Origin of the sequence: Paenibacillus sp. FSL P4-0113 (assembly GCF_038009305.1) — a bacterium.
Taxonomy (GTDB): domain Bacteria; phylum Bacillota; class Bacilli; order Paenibacillales; family Paenibacillaceae; genus Paenibacillus; species Paenibacillus polymyxa_D.
Genome location: NZ_JBBPAZ010000001.1, coordinates 4,047,790 through 4,066,965, shown reverse-complemented (window position 1 = coordinate 4,066,965; position 19,176 = coordinate 4,047,790). Strand labels below are relative to the sequence as shown.

Sequence of the window (19,176 nt, the reverse complement as noted above, 5' to 3'; positions counted from 1 at the left end):
AGGAGCCGCGCTTGCGAGCTCCTTCCTTTCTTAAGTCTGGATAAGGAGGTATACCTGTAGATGCTTACTTTTGATATCAACGTACTTTTCGATCATAGCGACCGTTTCAGAGAAGGCTTGCTTCATACCGTTCAAGCTAGTGTCATTGCCTTGATCGGAAGCTTTATTCTGGGGGCTATTATTGCCATCCTCCGAATTGCGCCTTTTAAATGGCTAAACTGGATCGGTACCGTCTATGTAGAGGTCATCCGCAATATTCCATTGCTGATCGTCGTGCTGTTTTTTTATCTCGGGCTTCCCACTTTGGGCATCCCTTTGGACGGATTCGTATCTGGAACGCTTGGATTGACCGTATACACAGCCTCCTTTATTGCTGAAGCCATACGTGCCGGCATTCAATCTGTGCCCAAGGGGCAATTTGAAGCGGCAAGGTCCTCCGGGTTGAGTTACAACCAGACGATGATCAGCATTATTTTACCGCAAGCCATCAAAATTGTACTGCCTGCGATCGGCAACCAATTCATTAATCTGGTCAAAAACTCTTCCGTGCTGGCTATTGTGGCCGGGCTGGACCTCATGTATTACTCGGACCTCATTAACTCGGATACCTTCCTGCCCATCACAGTCTACGCCATCACGGCGTTGTTGTATCTTATCTTGACAGTTCCGCTTAGCTTTCTTGTACTGTACATGGAACGGCGTCTGTCCAAAACATCCTAAGGAGGGAAGCCTGTATGGATTTCGGTGGATTGTTTGTGTGGCCTAATGTGCGTTTTATACTGGAGGGCTTCCTGCTCACGCTGGAGGTTGCTATTTACTCTATCGTGTTCAGCTTCGCTCTTGGTATCTTATTCGGCATTCTGCGCTATACCCGCTTACCTGTCATTTCACAGGTTGCAGCCTTTATCATTGATCTCATTCGTAATCTTCCATTATTGCTCATTATTTTCTTCATCGGTATGGTTTTACCATCTATCGGTCTTTCCATTTCCCTCAAGTGGGCAGCCATTACAGGCCTGTCGATCTTCGAGGGAGCCATGATTGCTGAGATTGTGCGTAGCGGTCTGAATTCGGTCCATAAAGGACAGGTGGAAGCCGCACGTTCCTCTGGTCTAAGCTATTCTCAAACCTTATGGCATATCATTCTGCCCCAAGCGCTTCGTCGCATGGTGCCCCCGATTGTCAGCCAGTTCATTTCCCTATTCAAGGATACCTCACTGGCTGTCATTATCAGTTTGCCGGAGCTGACGCATAATATTCAGATTGTCGGTGGGCAAAATCAATCCTTTGTCATTCCAGCCCTGCTGTTCGCAGCTTTCCTGTACTTTGCTGTCAATTACAGTATGTCACTGATTGCACGCAGGCTGGAAGTTCGTACACATTAAAGCTCGTGATACTCATCAGGGTTGCCACTAGTTGGAACGCACGGTTAGTACAGCTTGTATCTCTTTAATCAATTGCTTCAACGCTTCTCCCTGATAACGGCCAGACCGATAAACCAGCTCTAGCTGACCCTGGAGCACGTCGCACAAAATAGGTACAGTGCAAAATTGTGAGTGATCCAATTCTGTTGCAAGGGACTCCGTCTGTAGGGTTACGGCAAGTCCATCCTGCACCCAGCGCAGGATGGAAGGTATGGAATTGGTCTCCAAGACGGTTGCAAAAGGATACCCGCGATCACGGAAGCACTTCTCAATCAGTTTCCTGCCGGGATGACACTCTGGCTGCATCCCCCAGGGTACATGCCTCAATTCGTCCAGCGTAATGGAAGAACGGTTGGAAAACACATGCTCTACCGGAACAACAAGACAGTAGTTCTCCGTACGAAGAGGAAGCTGGACAAGCCTTTCATCCGTACCCGAATGCAGCGTGATGCCAACATCCACTCGGTTATCCAGCAGCTGTTCTGTGACATCAAATGATGGATGGATGTGCAAGCTGACTCTAGGAAATGACTGATGAAAATGGATAAACATTTCTTGTAATGGTTCCTCCAGCTCCGGTAATGCGATACCAATCCGCAAACTCCCGCGTTGCTCGGTGCGCAACTCCTCAATGGAAGCCTTTGCTTGCTGTAAATCCTTGAGCGCATGTGCACTGTGTTGCAGCAACAATTTCCCGGCATCTGTCATCTTAATTTTCTTGCCTGCACGGTCAAAAAGAGTCATGCCCAATTCCTCTTCCAACGCCTTAATTTGCAAGCTAAGTGTGGGTTGGGAGATTCCGATCTTTTCCGAAGCTTTCGTAAAATGCAGTTCCTCGCATACCGCAATGAAGTATTGAAGCTGACGTATCTCCGTCTTCCTTCTCTCCCTTCGAGAATCCCCAGAATGATTGCATAAAAGGTCAAAAGAAGCGCAAAATCGGATCAAACCGGTTCGCGCTTCTTCTTCAGGTTATTGCGCTTTTTTTAGATTATTGGGCTACTTCTGCTTTTTCCGCAGTCAACGTAATATTCGCAAACGTGTCTGCATCATACTCCTTGCCACGGGTAATATCGTAATTGGCTACCCGATTATTCACTGCCTCCAACGAGTAACGGAATAACGTCGGTACAATGGGTGCCTCCTCGCTCATATACGCCTGCCACTGATTGTATATATCTTTACGATAATTGTCGTCAAAGGCTTTCACAGACACCCCTTCCTGCAACAGCTTATCATTCTCTTCACTGGTAAAGCGCGAGTAGTTAAAGCTGGCTCCGCGTCCATACAGCCCACTAGGGTTTACATCTGTACCTGTACTCCATGCGCCGCCAAAAATATCAATGCCAGGGTCATCCTTCTGCACACGGTCATAGAAAGAATTGAACTCAAGCAGACGGCCGTCCACCAGCTCGACATGAAGCCCGACATCCTTCCAATTTTGCAAATAAAACTTCGCCAGCGATTCGGCTGTCGCATCCCCGCTCATTGCCGCATAATGGAGCACCAGTTCCTTGCCCTTAGGGTCCTCACGGTATCCATCTCCATTGGTGTCCACATACCCTGCCTCGTCCAGCAGCTTTTTTGCCTTGTCCGGATCATACGCAATGCCCTTCGCATTCACATCATGATATCCCTTAAAGGCGGGCGGGACCAAGGATGTCGCAGGAGTCCGAAGCCCATGATAGAGCTGCTTGCCAACCTGCTCGTTATTCAGCGCATAGCCGAGGGCCTGACGTAATGACTTGTTCGCCAGCTTGGCGTTCGGGTCCATGATATTTAGACTCTTGGCCTGATCGAATTTGCCCATTTTAAAGCCTACATAGCTATAAGATAATTCCTCCTGACCGAGAAACTGTACATTTTTTGGATTGCTGGCCTCATTGTAACGGGTGGTTGGATAGCTGGCCCAGTCGACTTCTCCACTTTTCAGCGCCTCGGTAATGACATTCGGGTTCACCACCTTCAGATGAAGGCCATCCAGCTTGGGTACACCGTGAAAATAATCCTCATTTTTGACAAATTCCACAGATTCACCTGTAACCATGGATTTAATTTTGAACGGCCCATAGCCAATCGGATTTTTACGGACAGGGTCTGATCCGGCCATATCTTTCACGGGGATATTCTGAAACACCTTTTTCTCCAGGGGTGTAGACCAAAGTCCCGATTTCACCGAAGGATTAGGTTCCTTGAAATGAATGGTAACCTCTTTCTCATTGAGCACTTTGATGCCAGAAATGGTTTTGGCCTTACCCGAGTGATAATCTTCCATACCCACAATATTCGTCATAAAACTATCATAACGCGGACCTTCGTAGTCTTTATGACCGATCACTTCATAGGAAAAAGCATAGTCCTCCGCCGTTACGGGATTACCATCCGTCCAGTTCAGTTTGGGATCAATTTTCACAGTCACCGCCTTATTGTCTGGAGAAAAGGAAATCGTCGCCGCCCCTTTATTGTCAATATTCAGATTGGAGTCAATCGAAAACATAGAAGGGTAAAAAAACTGGAAGACTTCAAAATCAGGATTGCCATCATAAAATACAGGATTCAGAATGCCTTCAAAGGGGGTATCAGACACGAGTGCATAATTGATGATGCCACCCTTAATCGGTGCCTTATCGTTCTTGACCGCCTTCGCCAGCGCTGTCGCATTCACCTGTTTGCTGTCGGACCCTGAGCCGCCTGTACCGTCAGACGATTTCCCTCCATTTGAAGCGGAAGGCGAACCGCTGCATGCCGCCAATGAAAGTACTAAAATTGCAGATAGAACAGGCAGAATCCCTTTTTTCCAGTGTTTAACCATTGTAAATCCCTCCTTGTCATTGTCCTTATCCTTGAACTTCAGTTAACCCAATCGTTGTCTGGCATCCGTGGCGCGTTTGAGCGCCTGGCCAATAAAGTTAATCGCCAGCATTAACACCAAAATAAGCAGTGAGGCAGGTAACCACATCCACCAGCTATTCTGCAAAACATCCGGGTCATTGGCATAACTCACCAGTGTACCCAAGCTTGGCGTAGATTCCGGTAAGCCAAAGCCGAGATAAGAAAGCCCGGTCTCAATCCCGATATTTCCCGCGAGACTGAGGGTCAGATTGACGATCACGACCGAGCTAAGATTGGGCAGCACGCCAAACCAGATGATTTTCCAATTGGGTGTGCCAAGGGTTTTGGAAGCCTGCACATAATCCAGTTCGCGCTCCGACAACACTTTGGCCCGGATCAGGCGTGCTTTTCCAATCCATAAAAAGGCAGTCATGATAAAAATAAAGGACCCTATGCCGCTTTTGGGTACAATGCTGACAAATACGATAACCAGCATCAAGAATGGAAGCACCAGGATAAAATCAATGATTCGCATGATGATGTTATCGACCATTCCCCCATAAAAACCAGCCAGTAAACCTAATGTTAAGCCAATAGCGGCGGATAACAATGTAATCGTAAAGCCAATAGTGAAGGAATTGCGGGCTCCAATGACCAGTTGGCCGAAAATATCTCTGCCCGCTCGATCTGTCCCCAGCCAATGCACTGAGCCTGGAGCTTCACGAATCGCGCCCAAATCGACCGTCGTGACTACATCCTGATTTACAAACAGGACAGAGGCATATATAAAGATCAAGAACAGAATCACAAAGCCAATGGAAACCAAGGCCATTTTGTCACGCACCAGCTCACGACGCAGTACAGACCAACTGGATGGTGATTTATGAATGATTTCCGGCGTGAAGACCTCCTCCACCTGTATAGACACCATAATCCCTCCCTTTCTCTAGACTTGTTCGCTATTCAATTCGAATGCGGGGATCGACCTTGCTCAGGATGACATCAGATAAAAGGGTCCCTAATAGTGCCAAGAAGCCAGAAATCATGACCAGCGCGTTCACGACTGAAAAGTCCCGTTGAGTGATGGACTGAAGAAATAATTGGCCCAACCCCGGATAACCGAAAATAGATTCAAGAAAAATGTTGCCTGCAATGACTCCCGTCAGGTCATAGCCCAAAAAGGCAGCAATCGGCAATAGAGAGTTTTTGAAAATATGGCGGGAATAAATTTTACCTTCGGGCACCCCTTTGGAACGCGCTGTTTTCACAAAATCCTTCAGTCTTGTGTCAATGACCTCATTGCGCAAATACTGAATCGTAGCCGTTGTACTGAGCAATGCGCCTGTAACCGCCGGTAAAATGAGATGATACGACTTGTTCACGTAATATGACCATGCCCCCGGCTCCACACCTACATCCACACTGCCGCTGGTTGGAAACCAGCCGAGCCTAAAGCCGAATACATACAGCAGCAGCAACGCGAGTATAAATAGAGGTGTCGCAAAGCTGAGATAGGTATAGCCCACTACGGTTTTGTCCAGCAGACTATGCTGATAACGACCGCTGAGTACGCCGAGCGGGATGGCGATCAGATACGTCAGAACCAGAATGACTACGCCCAGAAAGAACGTGTTCCCCAGACGGCTGCCAATCAGATCGGTAACGCTAATTTTATGTACATAAGATTTGCCCAGATCCCCGTGAGCAAGCTGGACGAGCCAGTTCCCATACTGCATCCACACCGGGTCATTCAGTCCCAGTCTTTGTCGCTGCTCTTCCAGTGCGGCCGGATTCAGATTGGGTGTCGAAGTAATAAGTCCTGTCAGGGCATCCCCCGGCATAGCCTTAGCCAGGAAAAATATAAGCACGCTCAGTGCAAAAAGTTGAGGGATCATAACCAGTAGCCGACGCAGTGTAAATTTCCACATATTCTGTACCCCCTTATGGTAGCGCGACTTGATGGGATGGACTTACTGATTTTAGTGCAAACGGTTTTCCACTCGCGTCTAGATGTTTGGGTAGCTCTGTTTTGTAGGAGGATAAAAGCATTCGCCTTTTTTGAGCATTTTCCAGCCGTTTTGTAGGATCAATATTGGGAATGGTTGCAATGAGGCGCTGGGTATACAGATGCTGTGGACGCTCATAAATATCTTGCTCGCTCCCCTGCTCCACTAGACGGCCCCGATACATAATACCGATTTGGTCGCACATATGGCGGATAATACCTAAATCATGGCTGATGAACAAATACGTCAAATTAAATTCCTGCTGCACATCCTTCATAAAATTAAGCACCTGTGCCTGCACGGAAACGTCCAGTGCTGACACTGGCTCATCAGCAATGATCAGCTTGGGGTTTAATGTCAGCGCACGCGCGATCCCGATCCGCTGTCGTTGCCCCCCGGAAAATTCATGCGGATATTTATAGGCTGCATCGGCGTTCAAGCCGACCTTTTCCAGCAACGTCTGTACTTTTCTCCGTTCTTCCTCACTACTCAGCCTTTCAAAATTTCGCAGCGGTTCAGCAATGACATCCAATACGCGCTTACGCGGGTTAAGCGAAGAGTATGGGTCCTGAAAGATCATCTGAATATCTCTACGCAATGGATGACGATTGTTACTACTTAGAGCTGCAAGGTCCTTTCCTTTAAACAAAGTCCGTCCGCTCGTCAGCTTATTTAGACCGATGATCGTCCTGCCTGTCGTCGTTTTCCCACAGCCAGATTCCCCCACCAGCCCGTAGGTCTGGCCTGCCTCAATGCTGATCGACACGCCATCCACTGCTTTCACCTGATCGATAACACGCTGGAAGAAACCACCGCGCACCGGATAGTGCACCCTCAAATCATTTAACTCCAGTAGTGCCATGAGCAGCCTCCCCCTTCGCCTCGTCTTCAAAATGAAAATGCTGATAACATGTACAACGGACCCAATGTCCAGGGGAAATTTCATTTAATTGGGGATGGTCTTCATGCACCCTCTGCTGAATCCAGGGAATACGTGGAGCAAAGCGGCAGCTATTGCGGGGGATATCTTGTAATGAGGGAACAATGCCGCCGATGACATGCAGTGATTCCCCCTTGGTATGCGATCCCGGCATGGAAGCAAGCAAAGAACGCGTATACGGATGCTGTGGATGCCTGAATAATTCAAAAACATCAGCGCTCTCCACGATTTCTCCGGCATACATGACCACCACGCGGTCGGCTACTTCTGCCACAACACCAAGATCGTGCGTAATCAGGATAATACCGCTCCCAGTCTCCTGTTGAAGTTGTTTGAGCAAGTCGAGAATTTGCGATTGGATCGTTACATCGAGCGCAGTCGTCGGCTCATCTGCAATAATAAGAGAAGGTCGGCAAGCTATGGCAATCGCGATCATCACACGCTGCCGCATCCCTCCTGACAGTTCATGCGGATACTGATCATACACACGCACTGGATTCGGTATATCTACACTTTCCAGCAGCTCCAGCACACGTTCCCTTTTTTGCTTCGTAGATAGTGACGTATGATAATCGAGATTTTCCTCAATCTGCTTGCCAATGCTCATCAACGGGTTGAGTGCTGTCAACGGGTCCTGAAAGATCATGCCAATTCCCGCTCCGCGGATTTTATTCATTTGCCCTGAGGAAAGACGGTTCAAGTCCGTTCCTTTAAAAAAGACCTCCCCCTCTACACGCGTGCGTTCCATGTCATGCAGTTGCGGGATCGAAAGCGCTAACGCGCTTTTGCCACAGCCGGATTCTCCGACTACAGCCAGCACTTCATTGGGGTTGACCGTCAGATCCAGATGGTCGACTGCGGGGTGATATTGATCCTGGATGCGAAAAGATACGGATAATCCTTTAATTTCCAACACAGGTTCGGTATTCAATGCGCGCTTCCTCCATTCTCCATGGTCTTGTCCCGCTTATTCTCACCATGTTTGATGTTTAAAACCTCTCATGAACATTACATACCGTTTTTGTCGGAATAATTTGAATACATCCTATCACCAGTATATGGATATATCAATTAAGATTATGCTATCAACATCATTTAAAAAATCAATGATCCAGCAATAGTGCGGCCTTTCTGGCACAAAATGTAATGAAATAACCAACCGCAGGTTAATTTTCATCACAAAAAAAGTCGCCTGATCCCTCAGCAGGGATCAAACGACTAACTAACCCAAGCTCACATTGAGCTCCTGACAATATAATTTACGAAGCCGCTCCATAGGAGCCAGACTTGAATGTTCTAGGATCGTACCATTTGTAGCCTGCTGCCGGAGCAGACCAAGGCTCAGGCTGTGGTTCCGTGGACGCCGCAGGCTCTTCGAATGGCAGAAGCTTCGTCGGTTGATCCAGAGTCAAACCTGCCACATCGGACAATTTCGTGTAGTCCTGCTTCCATGCAAGCCATTGAACCGTTTGCACCAGGAAGGTTGAATCATCCACTTCTTTGAAGCCATCATATGTCTTCTTCGACTGTCCGTTTTCCTCACGCACATATTTCGGTGTAGCATCTTCTACAGGGGAAGAATCACCGATGAATGCCGCCTTGCCTTGGCCTACCTTGGAGATAGCGGCATAAGGTCCTTCCGCACGGCCCCCGCCGTTATAAACCCCCTGATCTACCGCATTCCCCCATTTTTTCGTGCCTGAAGGGATATAAGCAATGCCTTTAGCCTTGGTAGGATCAATAATAGCCAGCGTAGATCCTGCATGCATGGCAATCGAGCGCACACCCTTGGTAATACCGAAAGATTGATCTGCGGCTACAATGTCGGTAGCATTCACATCACCGAGCGCATTGTAACGGAAACGAACGCCAAAGTTGGCCGCCAGCCAATCGGAGCTTGTTAATCCTTGCATTGCCGGTGATGCAGCCTCTTCTGCAGTCATGCCTTTGGCCGGATTAGTATAGGCTCCACGACGGTAGCCATTCATAACCTCGGAGGAATCCCAACGGTTTTTGTTACGATCTGCATTATAATGATCGGAGATGAAGAAGACGCTCCCTCCGTTATTCACGTATTGCAGCAGGGCAGCCTGCTCGGATGCCTTAAAGGCAACATTCGCTTCACCAATAATGAACACATCATATTGGCGCAGCTTGTCATAGGTTATGGCCTGCTCTCCATAAGTAAAAGGAATGGGACGATTTAATGGGTCTACCGTAAAGCCTACATTACGCAGTCCATTGGCAAAGTCGGAGAAGGCGCCTTCAATGACCCAATCTGCTGCACCAGCGGTCTGTGCGTGCGTATTATCGAACAGCACCTTTTTGCCTTTTCCATCCGGCAATGTAGTACCGGGTTGACCCGGGTTGCCAGGTTCAGGTTCACCAGGTTCCCCTGGCTCGCTTCCGTTCACCAGTTCAACAGCGCTTGGGCTTTTCACTCCACCAAAATTATTGTAGGCGCCGAGTGTACCCGTCACACGGATTTTGCTGCCAATCAGCTCAGGATGGCCTGTTAGCCCAAATTGCCCTCTGTACGCGGATGTCAGCTGTACATCCAATAGATTAGACGTGCTACGTTCATTGGCCTGGTCGGCAATCAGTACGTTAAAATCATTCGCAAACGGAGAAGAAAAGTTAGCCGTTTTCGATCCGGTAGCATGTCCGACGATATAACCTTCTACCGTCACCGTACCTCCACTGCTTTGGCCCTGAAGTGCTTCGGCTACTGTCAATGCTCCCTCTGCCTTGACCTGACCGAACGGAACGAAGATCCCGATCAGCAGTGAAACGATCGCTGCTAGATGCAGCATCCCTTTTAAGCGTGAACCTGTGAACCGCAAGCCTTTTACCATACGTCAATATCCCTCCTATGATTTCCATAAATGTACTTGTCCTCTATCAGATTAGCCGCCAATCTTCTAATTCCTTCCTGATTTCATCCATAATTATGTAAACTTTAATCTTTTTTATTGGAAATGCACCTGTTTATGTAAAAATTAAACCCTGTGATTGACACCGAGCACGTCATACATTACGCTAAGAAAGACATGTAGAACGGTATACGCGAATGAAGATGACGGGAGAGTCTGTCCAGGGGGCTTACACTCTGGCGGCACCGAAGGAGCAAGACGCCAGCACCCGGCTGGCGGATAATCTCTCAGGTCCATGTATCGTCATCTGACGCAACTCTGGAGAGAGCGCAAGCCACCCAAGGGGTAAGGCGGTAAGAACACCGCACGAAACTCTCAGGTAACGAGGACAGAGATAAGGGAAACTTCCTTATCCTGTCCTTTTTTGTGCTCACATTGTGCGTCAGCATTAGGAACCGTCATAACCGCGCAAAGACGCGGAAATACCATATAGTATGGTATTAGAACATACAGGGGGCCACACCATGCGTTTCAAAGATGTATTTTCTATTATCGGCCCGGCCATGACCGGACCTTCCAGTTCACACACCGCAGGCGCGGTGCGACTCGCACGCGTTGCCCGGCACTGGCTTGGGGCGCAGCCTGACCGTGCCCGTATGACACTGTACGGCTCCTTTGCCGATACGTATAAAGGACACGGTACGGATCTGGCGCTCATCGCAGGACTGCTTAATTACGATACGGACGATCACCGGATTCCAGATGCCGAGCAATGGGCCGAGCAAGCCGGGATGACCGTGGAATTCGCCGTCAGTGGACTCCCCGCTCCTCATCCGAACACCGTCCGTTTCGAGTTGTGGAAGGGCGAGGATCAGCGCACACTGCTGGGCTCCTCCATCGGCGGCGGCAGCATCCATGTCCAGCAACTCAACGAATTCCGGGTCAATCTGACCGGGGAGCTGCCTACGCTGGTGCTTCTCCACTCGGATAAGCCCGGTACATTGGGCGCAATAACTTCAGCGCTGGGCGCGGCCCACATTAACATTGCCTATATGCACGTAGATCGCAAAGGCCGGGATGGTGAAGCACTCACCGCCATTGAAACGGACAGTTCTGCTCCAGCTGAACTGATTGCGGAACTGCGTTCTTTACCTCATATGTATGAAATTAAGATGATTAATTTGAAAAAAGGAGCTGAATCCGATGCGGTTTAGCCATCTGCATGAGATCAGCGCTTTATGCGCTGAAGAATCCACCACGATTGGCCGCTTGATGATTCAAGAGCAGGTACAAGAAACGAATACAACGGAGGAAGAAATCTTTCGCCAAATGTCTGATTATTATGAAATCATGAAGGAAGCCGTTCATCGCGGTCAGACACAAGACACCGTATCCCGCAGTGGATTGACGGGCGGCGACGGCAAGCGCCTGGCCGAGTATCTGCGGTCAGGGGAGACCTGCTCCGGTGATGCCTCCGCGCTCGCCATGGCTTATGCCCTCTCCGTGTCGGAGGTTAATGCATCTATGGGTCGCATTGTCGCCACTCCTACCGCAGGCTCATGTGGGGTTATCCCTGGTGTGTTCATCAGTGCGCAGGAACGGTTCGGCTGGGATGATGAGCATATGGTGAACGGCCTATTCGCCGCTGGAGCCATTGGCTACGTGATCGCCAACAACTCCTTCATTTCTGGCGCGGAGGGAGGCTGTCAGGCTGAGATTGGCTCAGCTATCGGGATGGCCGCTGGCGCTATGGTCGAGCTGCGCGGTGGTACGCCTGAACAGGCTGTTCACGCCGTGGGCCTCGCTCTTAAGAACACGCTCGGCCTGATTTGCGACCCCGTCGCCGGACTCGTGGAGATTCCGTGCATCGTGCGCAACGGGCTGGGAGCCGTGACTGCGCTTGCCGCAGCGGACATGGCTTTGGCGGGTGTGCGCAGCGCTATTCCGTCTGACGAAGTCATTGACGTGATGCTTGAAGTCGGCAGCGCGATGCCGTCGAAGCACCGCGAGACCGCCAAAGGCGGCTTGGCTCAGACGCCGACTGGCAAGCGTTTGACCGAATCACTTACACGCAACGCATCAATCAAGAAGAATAAGTCGTAATTTCTAAGCTTTAAACCAATTACTTTCCCTCTATAAAACAAGGCGACTACCTCTCCCCCACATTGTCCTAGGGAAAGAGAATTCGTCCTTATAAAGAAAAGAGCAAGCATATCGTCGCTGGACGTATGCTTGCTCTTTTTCTTTTTAGTCGGGTTACAGATTACTGAACGGTTACCTGTATCTTCGTCATTTTACCTGCATATTTCACAGTAATTACTGCTTTGCCCTTGCCCTGTGCCTTAATGTTACCGTCTTTGACGGTCGCCACAATAATTCTGGACGAGGACCAGACAGCCGGTTTGGAAACATCCTTCTCCGACTCATCCTTATACGTGGCTGTAGCCGTAACCTTAGCCAGCTGTCCTGCCTTCAAATTCAAGGCGACTTCGTCTGTTTGCAAATATTTAAGCGTATCAACATCTACAGGTACGCTGATTATCTTCCCGCCGAACTTCGCCTGAATGTTAGCTTTACCGTAGCTGACCGCGGTAACCTGACCCTTTTTAACAGTGGCTACCTTATAATTGGACGTTTTCCATTCAGCTTGGGTTGTAACATCCTTTTCTTTACCATCGCTCGATTTAACCACAATCGCGATGGTTTTTTGATCTCCAGATTTGAGCGATAGCGCGATTGCATCCGCTTCAATCTTTTGCGCTACGTCCACTTCTACCGTAAACGTAATGTTTTGCTTGCCATATGAAGCAGTCACAGTTGCCTTACCACTACCATTCGCTTTGATCAAACCTTCGCTAACTTCAACCACTTTTACATTGCTAGTTGTCCAGGTGGCATCCTTGGTTACATCTGTTTTTGTACCACCACTCTTAACTCCTGTTACTTTCAGCTGCTTCGTTTCCTGAGCACCAAGCGCAATTACACGCGAGTCTGTTTCCAGACGGTCTACAAGGCCCACTTGTACGTTAATTGTTAGTTTTTTGCCATTATAGGTCGCTGTAATAACCGCTTTACCAGCAGATTTACCCGTAATCGTTCCTTTGGACACAGAGGCAATATCTTCCGCGCTTGAAGCCCATTCTGCATCCTGTGTTACATCTTCCTTACGCCCATCCGCATAAGTAGCCGTCAAAGTTGCAGTATAGTCCTCATTAATATCAATTGTTGCCGTTTTGGAGGACAGAGATAGATCCCCGGGTACATTTACGGATACCGTAGCTGTAGCTGTTTTGCCGCCATAAGAAGCGGTGATGGTAGCCTCACCTGTTTTATAACCTGTGACTTCCCCCGCGCTGACAAAAGCGATATCTTCATTGCTGGACTTCCACTCTGCCTTACTTGTGATATCTTCTTCCGTACCTGTTACGTACGTTGCGGTCAGCTTGAGCTTTTTGGATTCCTTGGCATTCAAGCTCAGCTTGTCCTCGCTCAAATCCAGAAATCTAGAGGTTTCGACATCTGTCTTGATCGAAACGGTCTTATCTCCATACTTAGCGGTCACCGTTGCCGAACCCGCACCGATGGCCATAATCGTTCCTTTATTCACCGTTGCAATTTTTTCATCGCTTGATGCCCAAGTAGCTTTATCCGTGATATCCGTTACTGTTCCATCCGGGTAAACAGCAGAAACCTGTATTTTTTTAGATTCATCCAGACGGAGAAAAATATTGGATTCGCTGGCTTTCAGCTTATTCGTTTGATCGACATCCACCGAAATCGTAGCGGACATCGTGCCATATTTACCTGTAATTGTCGCCTTTCCCGCGCTATAGCCGGTAATGGTGCCTTTCAGTACATCCGCCACAGCTGCATTGCTGGAGCTCCACTCAGCGGACTCTGTCACATCCTGTACCGATCCATCCGGGAACGTCGCTGAAAGTTTAACCTTCTCAGTATCCTTCAGCAAAAGAGAAACCTCTGATGAACTGACATCAAGACGTTTAACTTGCTCTACCTGTACAGCAATGGTTACGGTCTGCTGACCATATACGGCCTTAATATTGGCTGTACCTGCTCCCTGAGCGGTAACCAAACCGTTAACTACAGTTGCAATCTTTTGATTATCCGAGGTCCAAGTAGCATCACCCGAAACCTGAGCTGTTGTATTATCACTGTATGTCGCTGTCAAATCAACCTGTCCTGTACCGCTTGAACGCAAGTTCAGGCTTTGTACACTAGATGTCAGCGCCTTAACCTTTTTCGTTACATGTACCTGAACCGATTGTACCTTATCTTTATAGGTCGCAACCACGGTGGCTTCCCCTTCAGCCTTGGCCGAAACTGTACCATTATACACAGTAGCAATAGCTGTGTTATCACTTTTCCAATCCGTGCTTACGGTTACATTTGAGGTTGTCCCATCACTAAAAACAGCCGTAGCCGTCAATGCAGCTGTATCCCCCTGTTGCAAAGTTACCTCGTTAGAGGAAAGGACAATCTTGGAAAGCACTGCTTCTGCTGCAGATGCAAACCCTGCATATGATGTAAAACTTGAAATCAGGATGACCAACGCCAGAAAACCGGACCATCTATTCTTCAAAATCTAATTCCCTCCCATTTCAAAACTTAAATTAAGGATTTCGCAAAATCCTTATACCTACGTTTTATGTCGTCATATGGAAAAGAATAGTTTAGGCTTCAAGGGAAATTTGGTCCTTATTAACTAGATCATTTCTGATAAAGATTTAGACATTACAATTTGTGTATCTTCAGGGCCATAGTGAAGAGTTTTCACAACAGATCCACAATCCCGCATTTATAAACAGCTATAAGCTGCCGCGCGAACTCTCAAATGATGGTACTCTTCCATATTGGGATCAAGCTGATGCATATATACGACGGAGAATTGTTCGCTCGGATCTATAGAAACCCAGGTGCCTGCCATTCCCGTCCAGCCAAATTCTCCAATCGAGCTGTTTGCATGCCCAGCCGCTTTATCCATTAACGTGCGCACACCAAGTCCATAGCCATAACCTGTATGGTATGAATTGGTGAAATCCGATAGTTGAGCTGTATTCAGATGATTGGTGCGCATTAAATCAATGGTTTTTCTCCCCAATAAGTTCACACCGTTTACCGTGCCGCCATTTGACATCATTTGTGAAAATGTGAGGTAATCTTTGACTGTCGAATATAAACCTGCGCCTCCGCCTTCATATATAGCATCTGGCTGATGATATTCATCCAGGAAACCCTCCATTTTTTCAAGTTTTCCGGCGTCTGTCCGTTGATACATGGAGGCCATCCGCGATTCAATATCTCCACGATAACGGTAACCTGTATTGTTCATTCCAAGTGGATCAAAGATTTCATCCTTTAAAAATTGTCCTACTGATTTACCTGAAATCACTTCAATAAGACCTGCAACAAAATCATGTCCATATCCGTATAACCAGCGTGTTCCCGGCTCAAACGCAAGTGGAACTTCAGAAAGCGCTTCAATTTCTGTGCGTAGGTCATATTTCCCCTGCTTTTCCTTTAATCCTGCAATGGCCTTCTGCATAGCTTTTCCTGTTTCTGAAGACTCGGAAGCGTAAGGAAGACCCATACTCATATTGAATATATGCTTAATTAAAATGGGATTCTCTGCCTTATCCACGTAGGTGTATCCGTTAAGAGCGGTTTTGAATACATGCGCATTACGATATTCGGGAAAATATTCATACAAGGGTTCATTCAACAAAAATTGCCCACGTTCGTACAGCATAAGTGCAGCCGCACAGACAACAACCTTTGTCATGGAAAACAAGCGATACACTGTATCCTCAGTGATTGGCTTTCCGGCTTCCAGATCAGCATATCCATGATACCCTTCATACAACACTTCACCATTCTGGGCAATGGCACAACCGCAACCTGCCGGCCCATTTACTATAAATTGTTGCAATAGCTGATCTACCTTGTCAAAACGAGACATATTCATCCCTCCTATTTTTCCTTCAAAAGAAACAAGCTTCCCCTCGCGCTCTAATTCTTGTTCCAACAAGTTCAGCGTGATTTCTTGTAAGCGCTTATTCCCTCGCATTTATTTTAACGGTAAACTTGGTAAATACATAGATTATTTATCATAATCAGATGGCTTTACATTAACAGCTCAGCCACCGTTTCCTTCCAGCGATGAATCACCGATTCCGGTTCCTTGAGACGAACCGTGACACCTGTCAAAATATCCGCATATTGGGCCGAATCCTCTCTGGCTGCAAAAACATGAGCCGCAAATCGCTCACGTACATGCTTGGCTCCGGGCAAAGCAGGCAGATGTTCCAGTGACAACCGCACATAATGCGCCTTCCCCCCGGTAAACACCGCAAGCGTCGCCTTCCCAGTGCGGATCATGTTGCCCGTCGTGGTTGTACCCGGCCATAGGGCCAGACGCAAATCCCCCTCGTCCAGCGCTACAACTTCGCCCACACTAATCATCGCTATGTGCGGCCACTGATCTTCCGTGACCGTCAGCAGCATCATGGCTTCATGCTGCTTGTTCTCCAATGCCTTGCCGTCCAGTAGCGTGAACAGTTCCTTACCGATCCTTGGTGTCTGCATGAAGTATAATCCCCTTTACTTTTGGCCTATAACTTCAAAGTACCATAATTTACGGCTACTTACGAACGACCCTATAACCGCTCTGGAATAGGAGGAACATGAGCAGCATTCGGAATATCTTTGGGGTTTACCTTGAACGCCGATTTATACTTTGCTGGATCCGTAATGCTATCCGGTTCTGAGGTTCGCCATGTGAACAGGCATACAGGGCACAACAAAACCTCCCAGGCATCTTTAACCGGCGAATGGGAAACAACTTCTGAACGATTGGACTCACAACGGGGACAAATATGCATCTGTCAGCACTCCTTTAATCTTTCTTTGTTTTTTAAAAATATTTAGTGAAGCATTTGGCTCAACTTTTTCTCCCATTCCGCTACACCCAGCGGGGAATCGAGCGGCTGCGAGTAATGGCCTCTAATATCCGGTGCTACAGGTGTCGTCGCATCCAGTATCATTTTGTGCGTCATACCTGCCGGATCAGAGCCGGGGTCAAGCGGTAAAATAGACAAGCCAGGAACAATGACAGCATCATGCTTTGGATGAAGCTTGGTGGATAAAGCCCACATGACTTGCGGCAGATTGAACGGATCGACCCCCTCGTCCACCACAATCACCAGCTTGCAATACCCCAATCCATGCGGAGTCGTTAACGCACGCATTCCCACAGCCTTCGCAAAGCCGCCATACCGGGTTTTCGTGGAAATAATAGCGACCAGCCCATGCGTATACATAGCATTAACGGCTACGATTTCATTAGGAAAAGCATCCTTAAGCTGCTGAAACAACGGTACACTTGTATTCACACCGATCATATAATCCGTTTCCGTCCAAGGCATCCCGATGTACAGATGCTCAAAGATAGGCTGTTTGCGGTGATATACACGATTAATCTGGATGACTGGCATCGCGCGACCGCCGGAATAGTGACCTGTGAATTCACCGAATGGACCTTCATACTCACGTTCACCTGCCAACACTTCGCCCTCCAAAATGACCTCGGCTCCCCAAGGCAGATCCAGATCTGCGTCCTTCGCTTTGACCACACGATAAGGCTCACCCTGAATGGCCCCAGCCATCTCATATTCGGATTGATCGTACAGCAGCGGTGTAGAAGCAGCCGTTGTAATAACAGGCTCACATCCGAGGGCAATAGCCACCTTCAGATTTTCGCCGCGTTCCTCAGCCTGACGGATATGGATCGCAATATCATGCTGTGGTACAGGCTGGATGCCCAAACGGTTCTTTCCTTTCACCTGCATCCGGTACAAGCCGACATTTTGCTTACCGTAGGTGTCCGGGTCATCCAGATCGCGTGAAACTAAAATCGCTTTGTCCAGATAAAATCCTCCGTCCCCCTGGTTCAAACGAAACAACGGCAAAATATCAAACAAATTAATATCCTCTGTAATCTCGACTTCATGAAAAGGAGCCGTTTCTTCCCGCTTCACGGGCACCGGAAATTGTTCATAGCGTCTGGCGAACTCAAAAAACTGCTCCTTCAGCGGCGTATTTTTTGGCATTCCCATCATAAGGGCATGATTGGGCCAGGAGCCCATCACATTCATTGCAATACGAGCATCCGTATATCCATAGATATTGTTGAAAAAGAGCGCAGGTGTCTTATCTCCAAGATTGCTTAATGCTTTGTTAGCTGCCGCCAGGTCTGGCTCCGGCTTTACCTCGTCGCTGATCGTGAGTAGTTGTCCCTCCTTTTCCAAGGTGTTTAGAAAATCGCGAAAGTCTTTATAAGCCATCATTCATTCTCCTTCGTCTTTCGATTTCTCAATTCTGGTGCAGTCTGGAGTCAGTTTGCTTCATTCCATCCCATCGTTTGGCTGCGGTTGTGACGATACCGAACTGATCTAATACGCGAAAAACAATATGATCTACCAATTCCTCGATACTTGCAGGATGATTATAAAAGGCAGGCATCGGCGGCAGGATCATCACGCCTATACGTGACAGCTCCAGCATATTTTCCAGATGGATACTGCTTAATGGTGTTTCCCTGGTCATGAGCAGTAGCTTCTTTCGCTCCTTCAGCATCACATCCGCTGATCGGGTGAGCAGGTTGTCCGCCATACCGATACGAATAGAGGCAAGAGTCTTCATGCTGCAAGGAGCGACGACCATACCGTCTACCCGAAAGGAGCCGCTGGAAATACGCGCAGCCTGATCCTTATACGAGTAGACTGCATCCGCCATTGCCTCCACTTCCTTCACCGTATAGCCTGTCTCATAGGGAATGTTCGCAATAGCCCACGGGGATAGTACCAGATGGCTTTGAACTCCAGCCTCTCGTAATTGTTGCAATATACGGATACCAAAGATCGACCCTGTCGCTCCCGATATTCCTACAATCATTTTTTTCATATGTCCCCTCCTTCCACTCCATCGTTTTATGTTCACCCATGCATTACTGTCAAAAATTATACGCCTGTTCCCTGCACACGAAAAATATATATAATATATGTAATACATACTTTAAAAGTATC

Annotated in this window: 17 protein-coding genes and 1 riboswitch; of the genes, 4 read left to right on the top strand and 13 right to left on the bottom strand. The window is 48.1% G+C overall.

Annotated elements, in window-relative coordinates; genetic code table 11:
• The first annotated feature begins 60 nt into the window (after positions 1-60).
• Positions 61-720, top strand: a complete 660-nt coding sequence (locus MKX46_RS17580) for an amino acid ABC transporter permease (protein ID WP_023986681.1) — start codon at positions 61-63, stop codon at positions 718-720.
• A gap of 14 nt (positions 721-734) precedes the next feature.
• Positions 735-1,385: an amino acid ABC transporter permease gene (locus tag MKX46_RS17575; RefSeq protein WP_029514671.1), complete on the top strand. Its 651-nt coding sequence runs from the start codon at positions 735-737 to the stop codon at positions 1,383-1,385.
• A gap of 27 nt (positions 1,386-1,412) precedes the next feature.
• Here MKX46_RS17575 and MKX46_RS17570 read toward each other — a convergent pair whose 3' ends face one another.
• The 7 genes from MKX46_RS17570 to MKX46_RS17540 form a co-directional block, all read right to left on the bottom strand.
• Positions 1,413-2,372 carry a LysR family transcriptional regulator gene (locus MKX46_RS17570; RefSeq protein ID WP_029514670.1) on the bottom strand — a complete coding sequence of 320 codons (960 nt, stop codon included), beginning with the start codon at positions 2,370-2,372 and terminating at the stop codon, positions 1,413-1,415.
• A gap of 43 nt (positions 2,373-2,415) precedes the next feature.
• On the bottom strand, positions 2,416-4,236 hold the full coding sequence (gene opp4A, locus MKX46_RS17565; protein WP_318627675.1) for an oligopeptide ABC transporter substrate-binding protein: 1,821 nt from the start codon (positions 4,234-4,236) through the stop codon (positions 2,416-2,418).
• Positions 4,237-4,278: 42 nt separating this feature from the next.
• A complete protein-coding gene (locus MKX46_RS17560) occupies positions 4,279-5,187 on the bottom strand; it encodes an ABC transporter permease (protein ID WP_029514668.1) in 909 nt (302 codons plus the stop codon).
• Between the two features lie 28 nt (positions 5,188-5,215).
• Positions 5,216-6,184, bottom strand: a complete 969-nt coding sequence (gene opp4B, locus MKX46_RS17555; protein ID WP_029514667.1) for an oligopeptide ABC transporter permease — start codon at positions 6,182-6,184, stop codon at positions 5,216-5,218.
• 13 nt (positions 6,185-6,197) lie between these two features.
• Positions 6,198-7,124 (bottom strand): ABC transporter ATP-binding protein, encoded by a 927-nt coding sequence (locus MKX46_RS17550; protein ID WP_340953917.1) that lies wholly within the window; start codon positions 7,122-7,124, stop codon positions 6,198-6,200.
• Positions 7,102-8,133 (bottom strand): ABC transporter ATP-binding protein, encoded by a 1,032-nt coding sequence (locus MKX46_RS17545; protein WP_069010731.1) that lies wholly within the window; start codon positions 8,131-8,133, stop codon positions 7,102-7,104. The genes MKX46_RS17550 and MKX46_RS17545 overlap by 23 nt, the downstream gene beginning before the upstream one ends.
• A gap of 328 nt (positions 8,134-8,461) precedes the next feature.
• Entirely contained in the window at positions 8,462-10,057 is a 1,596-nt protein-coding gene (locus tag MKX46_RS17540) for a DUF6359 domain-containing protein (RefSeq protein ID WP_341071542.1), read from the bottom strand.
• A gap of 215 nt (positions 10,058-10,272) precedes the next feature.
• Positions 10,273-10,388: riboswitch (glycine riboswitch) on the top strand.
• Positions 10,389-10,599: 211 nt separating this feature from the next.
• Here MKX46_RS17540 and sdaAB point away from each other — a divergent pair.
• Together sdaAB and sdaAA are read left to right on the top strand one after the other, a co-directional pair.
• Positions 10,600-11,289 (top strand): L-serine ammonia-lyase, iron-sulfur-dependent subunit beta, encoded by a 690-nt coding sequence (gene sdaAB / locus MKX46_RS17535; RefSeq protein WP_069010729.1) that lies wholly within the window; start codon positions 10,600-10,602, stop codon positions 11,287-11,289.
• Entirely contained in the window at positions 11,279-12,178 is a 900-nt protein-coding gene (sdaAA, locus tag MKX46_RS17530) for an L-serine ammonia-lyase, iron-sulfur-dependent, subunit alpha (RefSeq protein WP_069010728.1), read from the top strand. The genes sdaAB and sdaAA overlap by 11 nt, the downstream gene beginning before the upstream one ends.
• 160 nt (positions 12,179-12,338) lie before the next feature.
• Here the strand turns inward: sdaAA and MKX46_RS17525 are convergent, their stop codons facing one another.
• The 6 genes from MKX46_RS17525 to MKX46_RS17500 form a co-directional block, all read right to left on the bottom strand.
• Positions 12,339-14,675: an Ig-like domain-containing protein gene (locus MKX46_RS17525; RefSeq protein ID WP_029514661.1), complete on the bottom strand. Its 2,337-nt coding sequence runs from the start codon at positions 14,673-14,675 to the stop codon at positions 12,339-12,341.
• A gap of 216 nt (positions 14,676-14,891) precedes the next feature.
• Positions 14,892-16,052, bottom strand: a complete 1,161-nt coding sequence (locus MKX46_RS17520; RefSeq protein WP_341071541.1) for a serine hydrolase domain-containing protein — start codon at positions 16,050-16,052, stop codon at positions 14,892-14,894.
• A 164-nt stretch (positions 16,053-16,216) separates the two neighbouring features.
• Positions 16,217-16,678, bottom strand: coding sequence for a pyridoxamine 5'-phosphate oxidase family protein (locus tag MKX46_RS17515; RefSeq protein WP_341071540.1), 462 nt, complete (start codon positions 16,676-16,678; stop codon positions 16,217-16,219).
• 71 nt (positions 16,679-16,749) lie between these two features.
• Complete coding sequence (locus MKX46_RS17510; RefSeq protein ID WP_029514658.1) at positions 16,750-16,974, bottom strand: non-oxidative hydroxyarylic acid decarboxylases subunit D; 225 nt, start codon at positions 16,972-16,974, stop codon at positions 16,750-16,752.
• Positions 16,975-17,016: 42 nt separating this feature from the next.
• Positions 17,017-18,435 carry a non-oxidative hydroxyarylic acid decarboxylases subunit C gene (locus tag MKX46_RS17505; RefSeq protein WP_341071539.1) on the bottom strand — a complete coding sequence of 473 codons (1,419 nt, stop codon included), beginning with the start codon at positions 18,433-18,435 and terminating at the stop codon, positions 17,017-17,019.
• A gap of 28 nt (positions 18,436-18,463) precedes the next feature.
• Entirely contained in the window at positions 18,464-19,054 is a 591-nt protein-coding gene (locus MKX46_RS17500) for a flavin prenyltransferase UbiX (RefSeq protein ID WP_209949228.1), read from the bottom strand.
• Between the last annotated feature and the right edge of the window lie 122 nt (positions 19,055-19,176).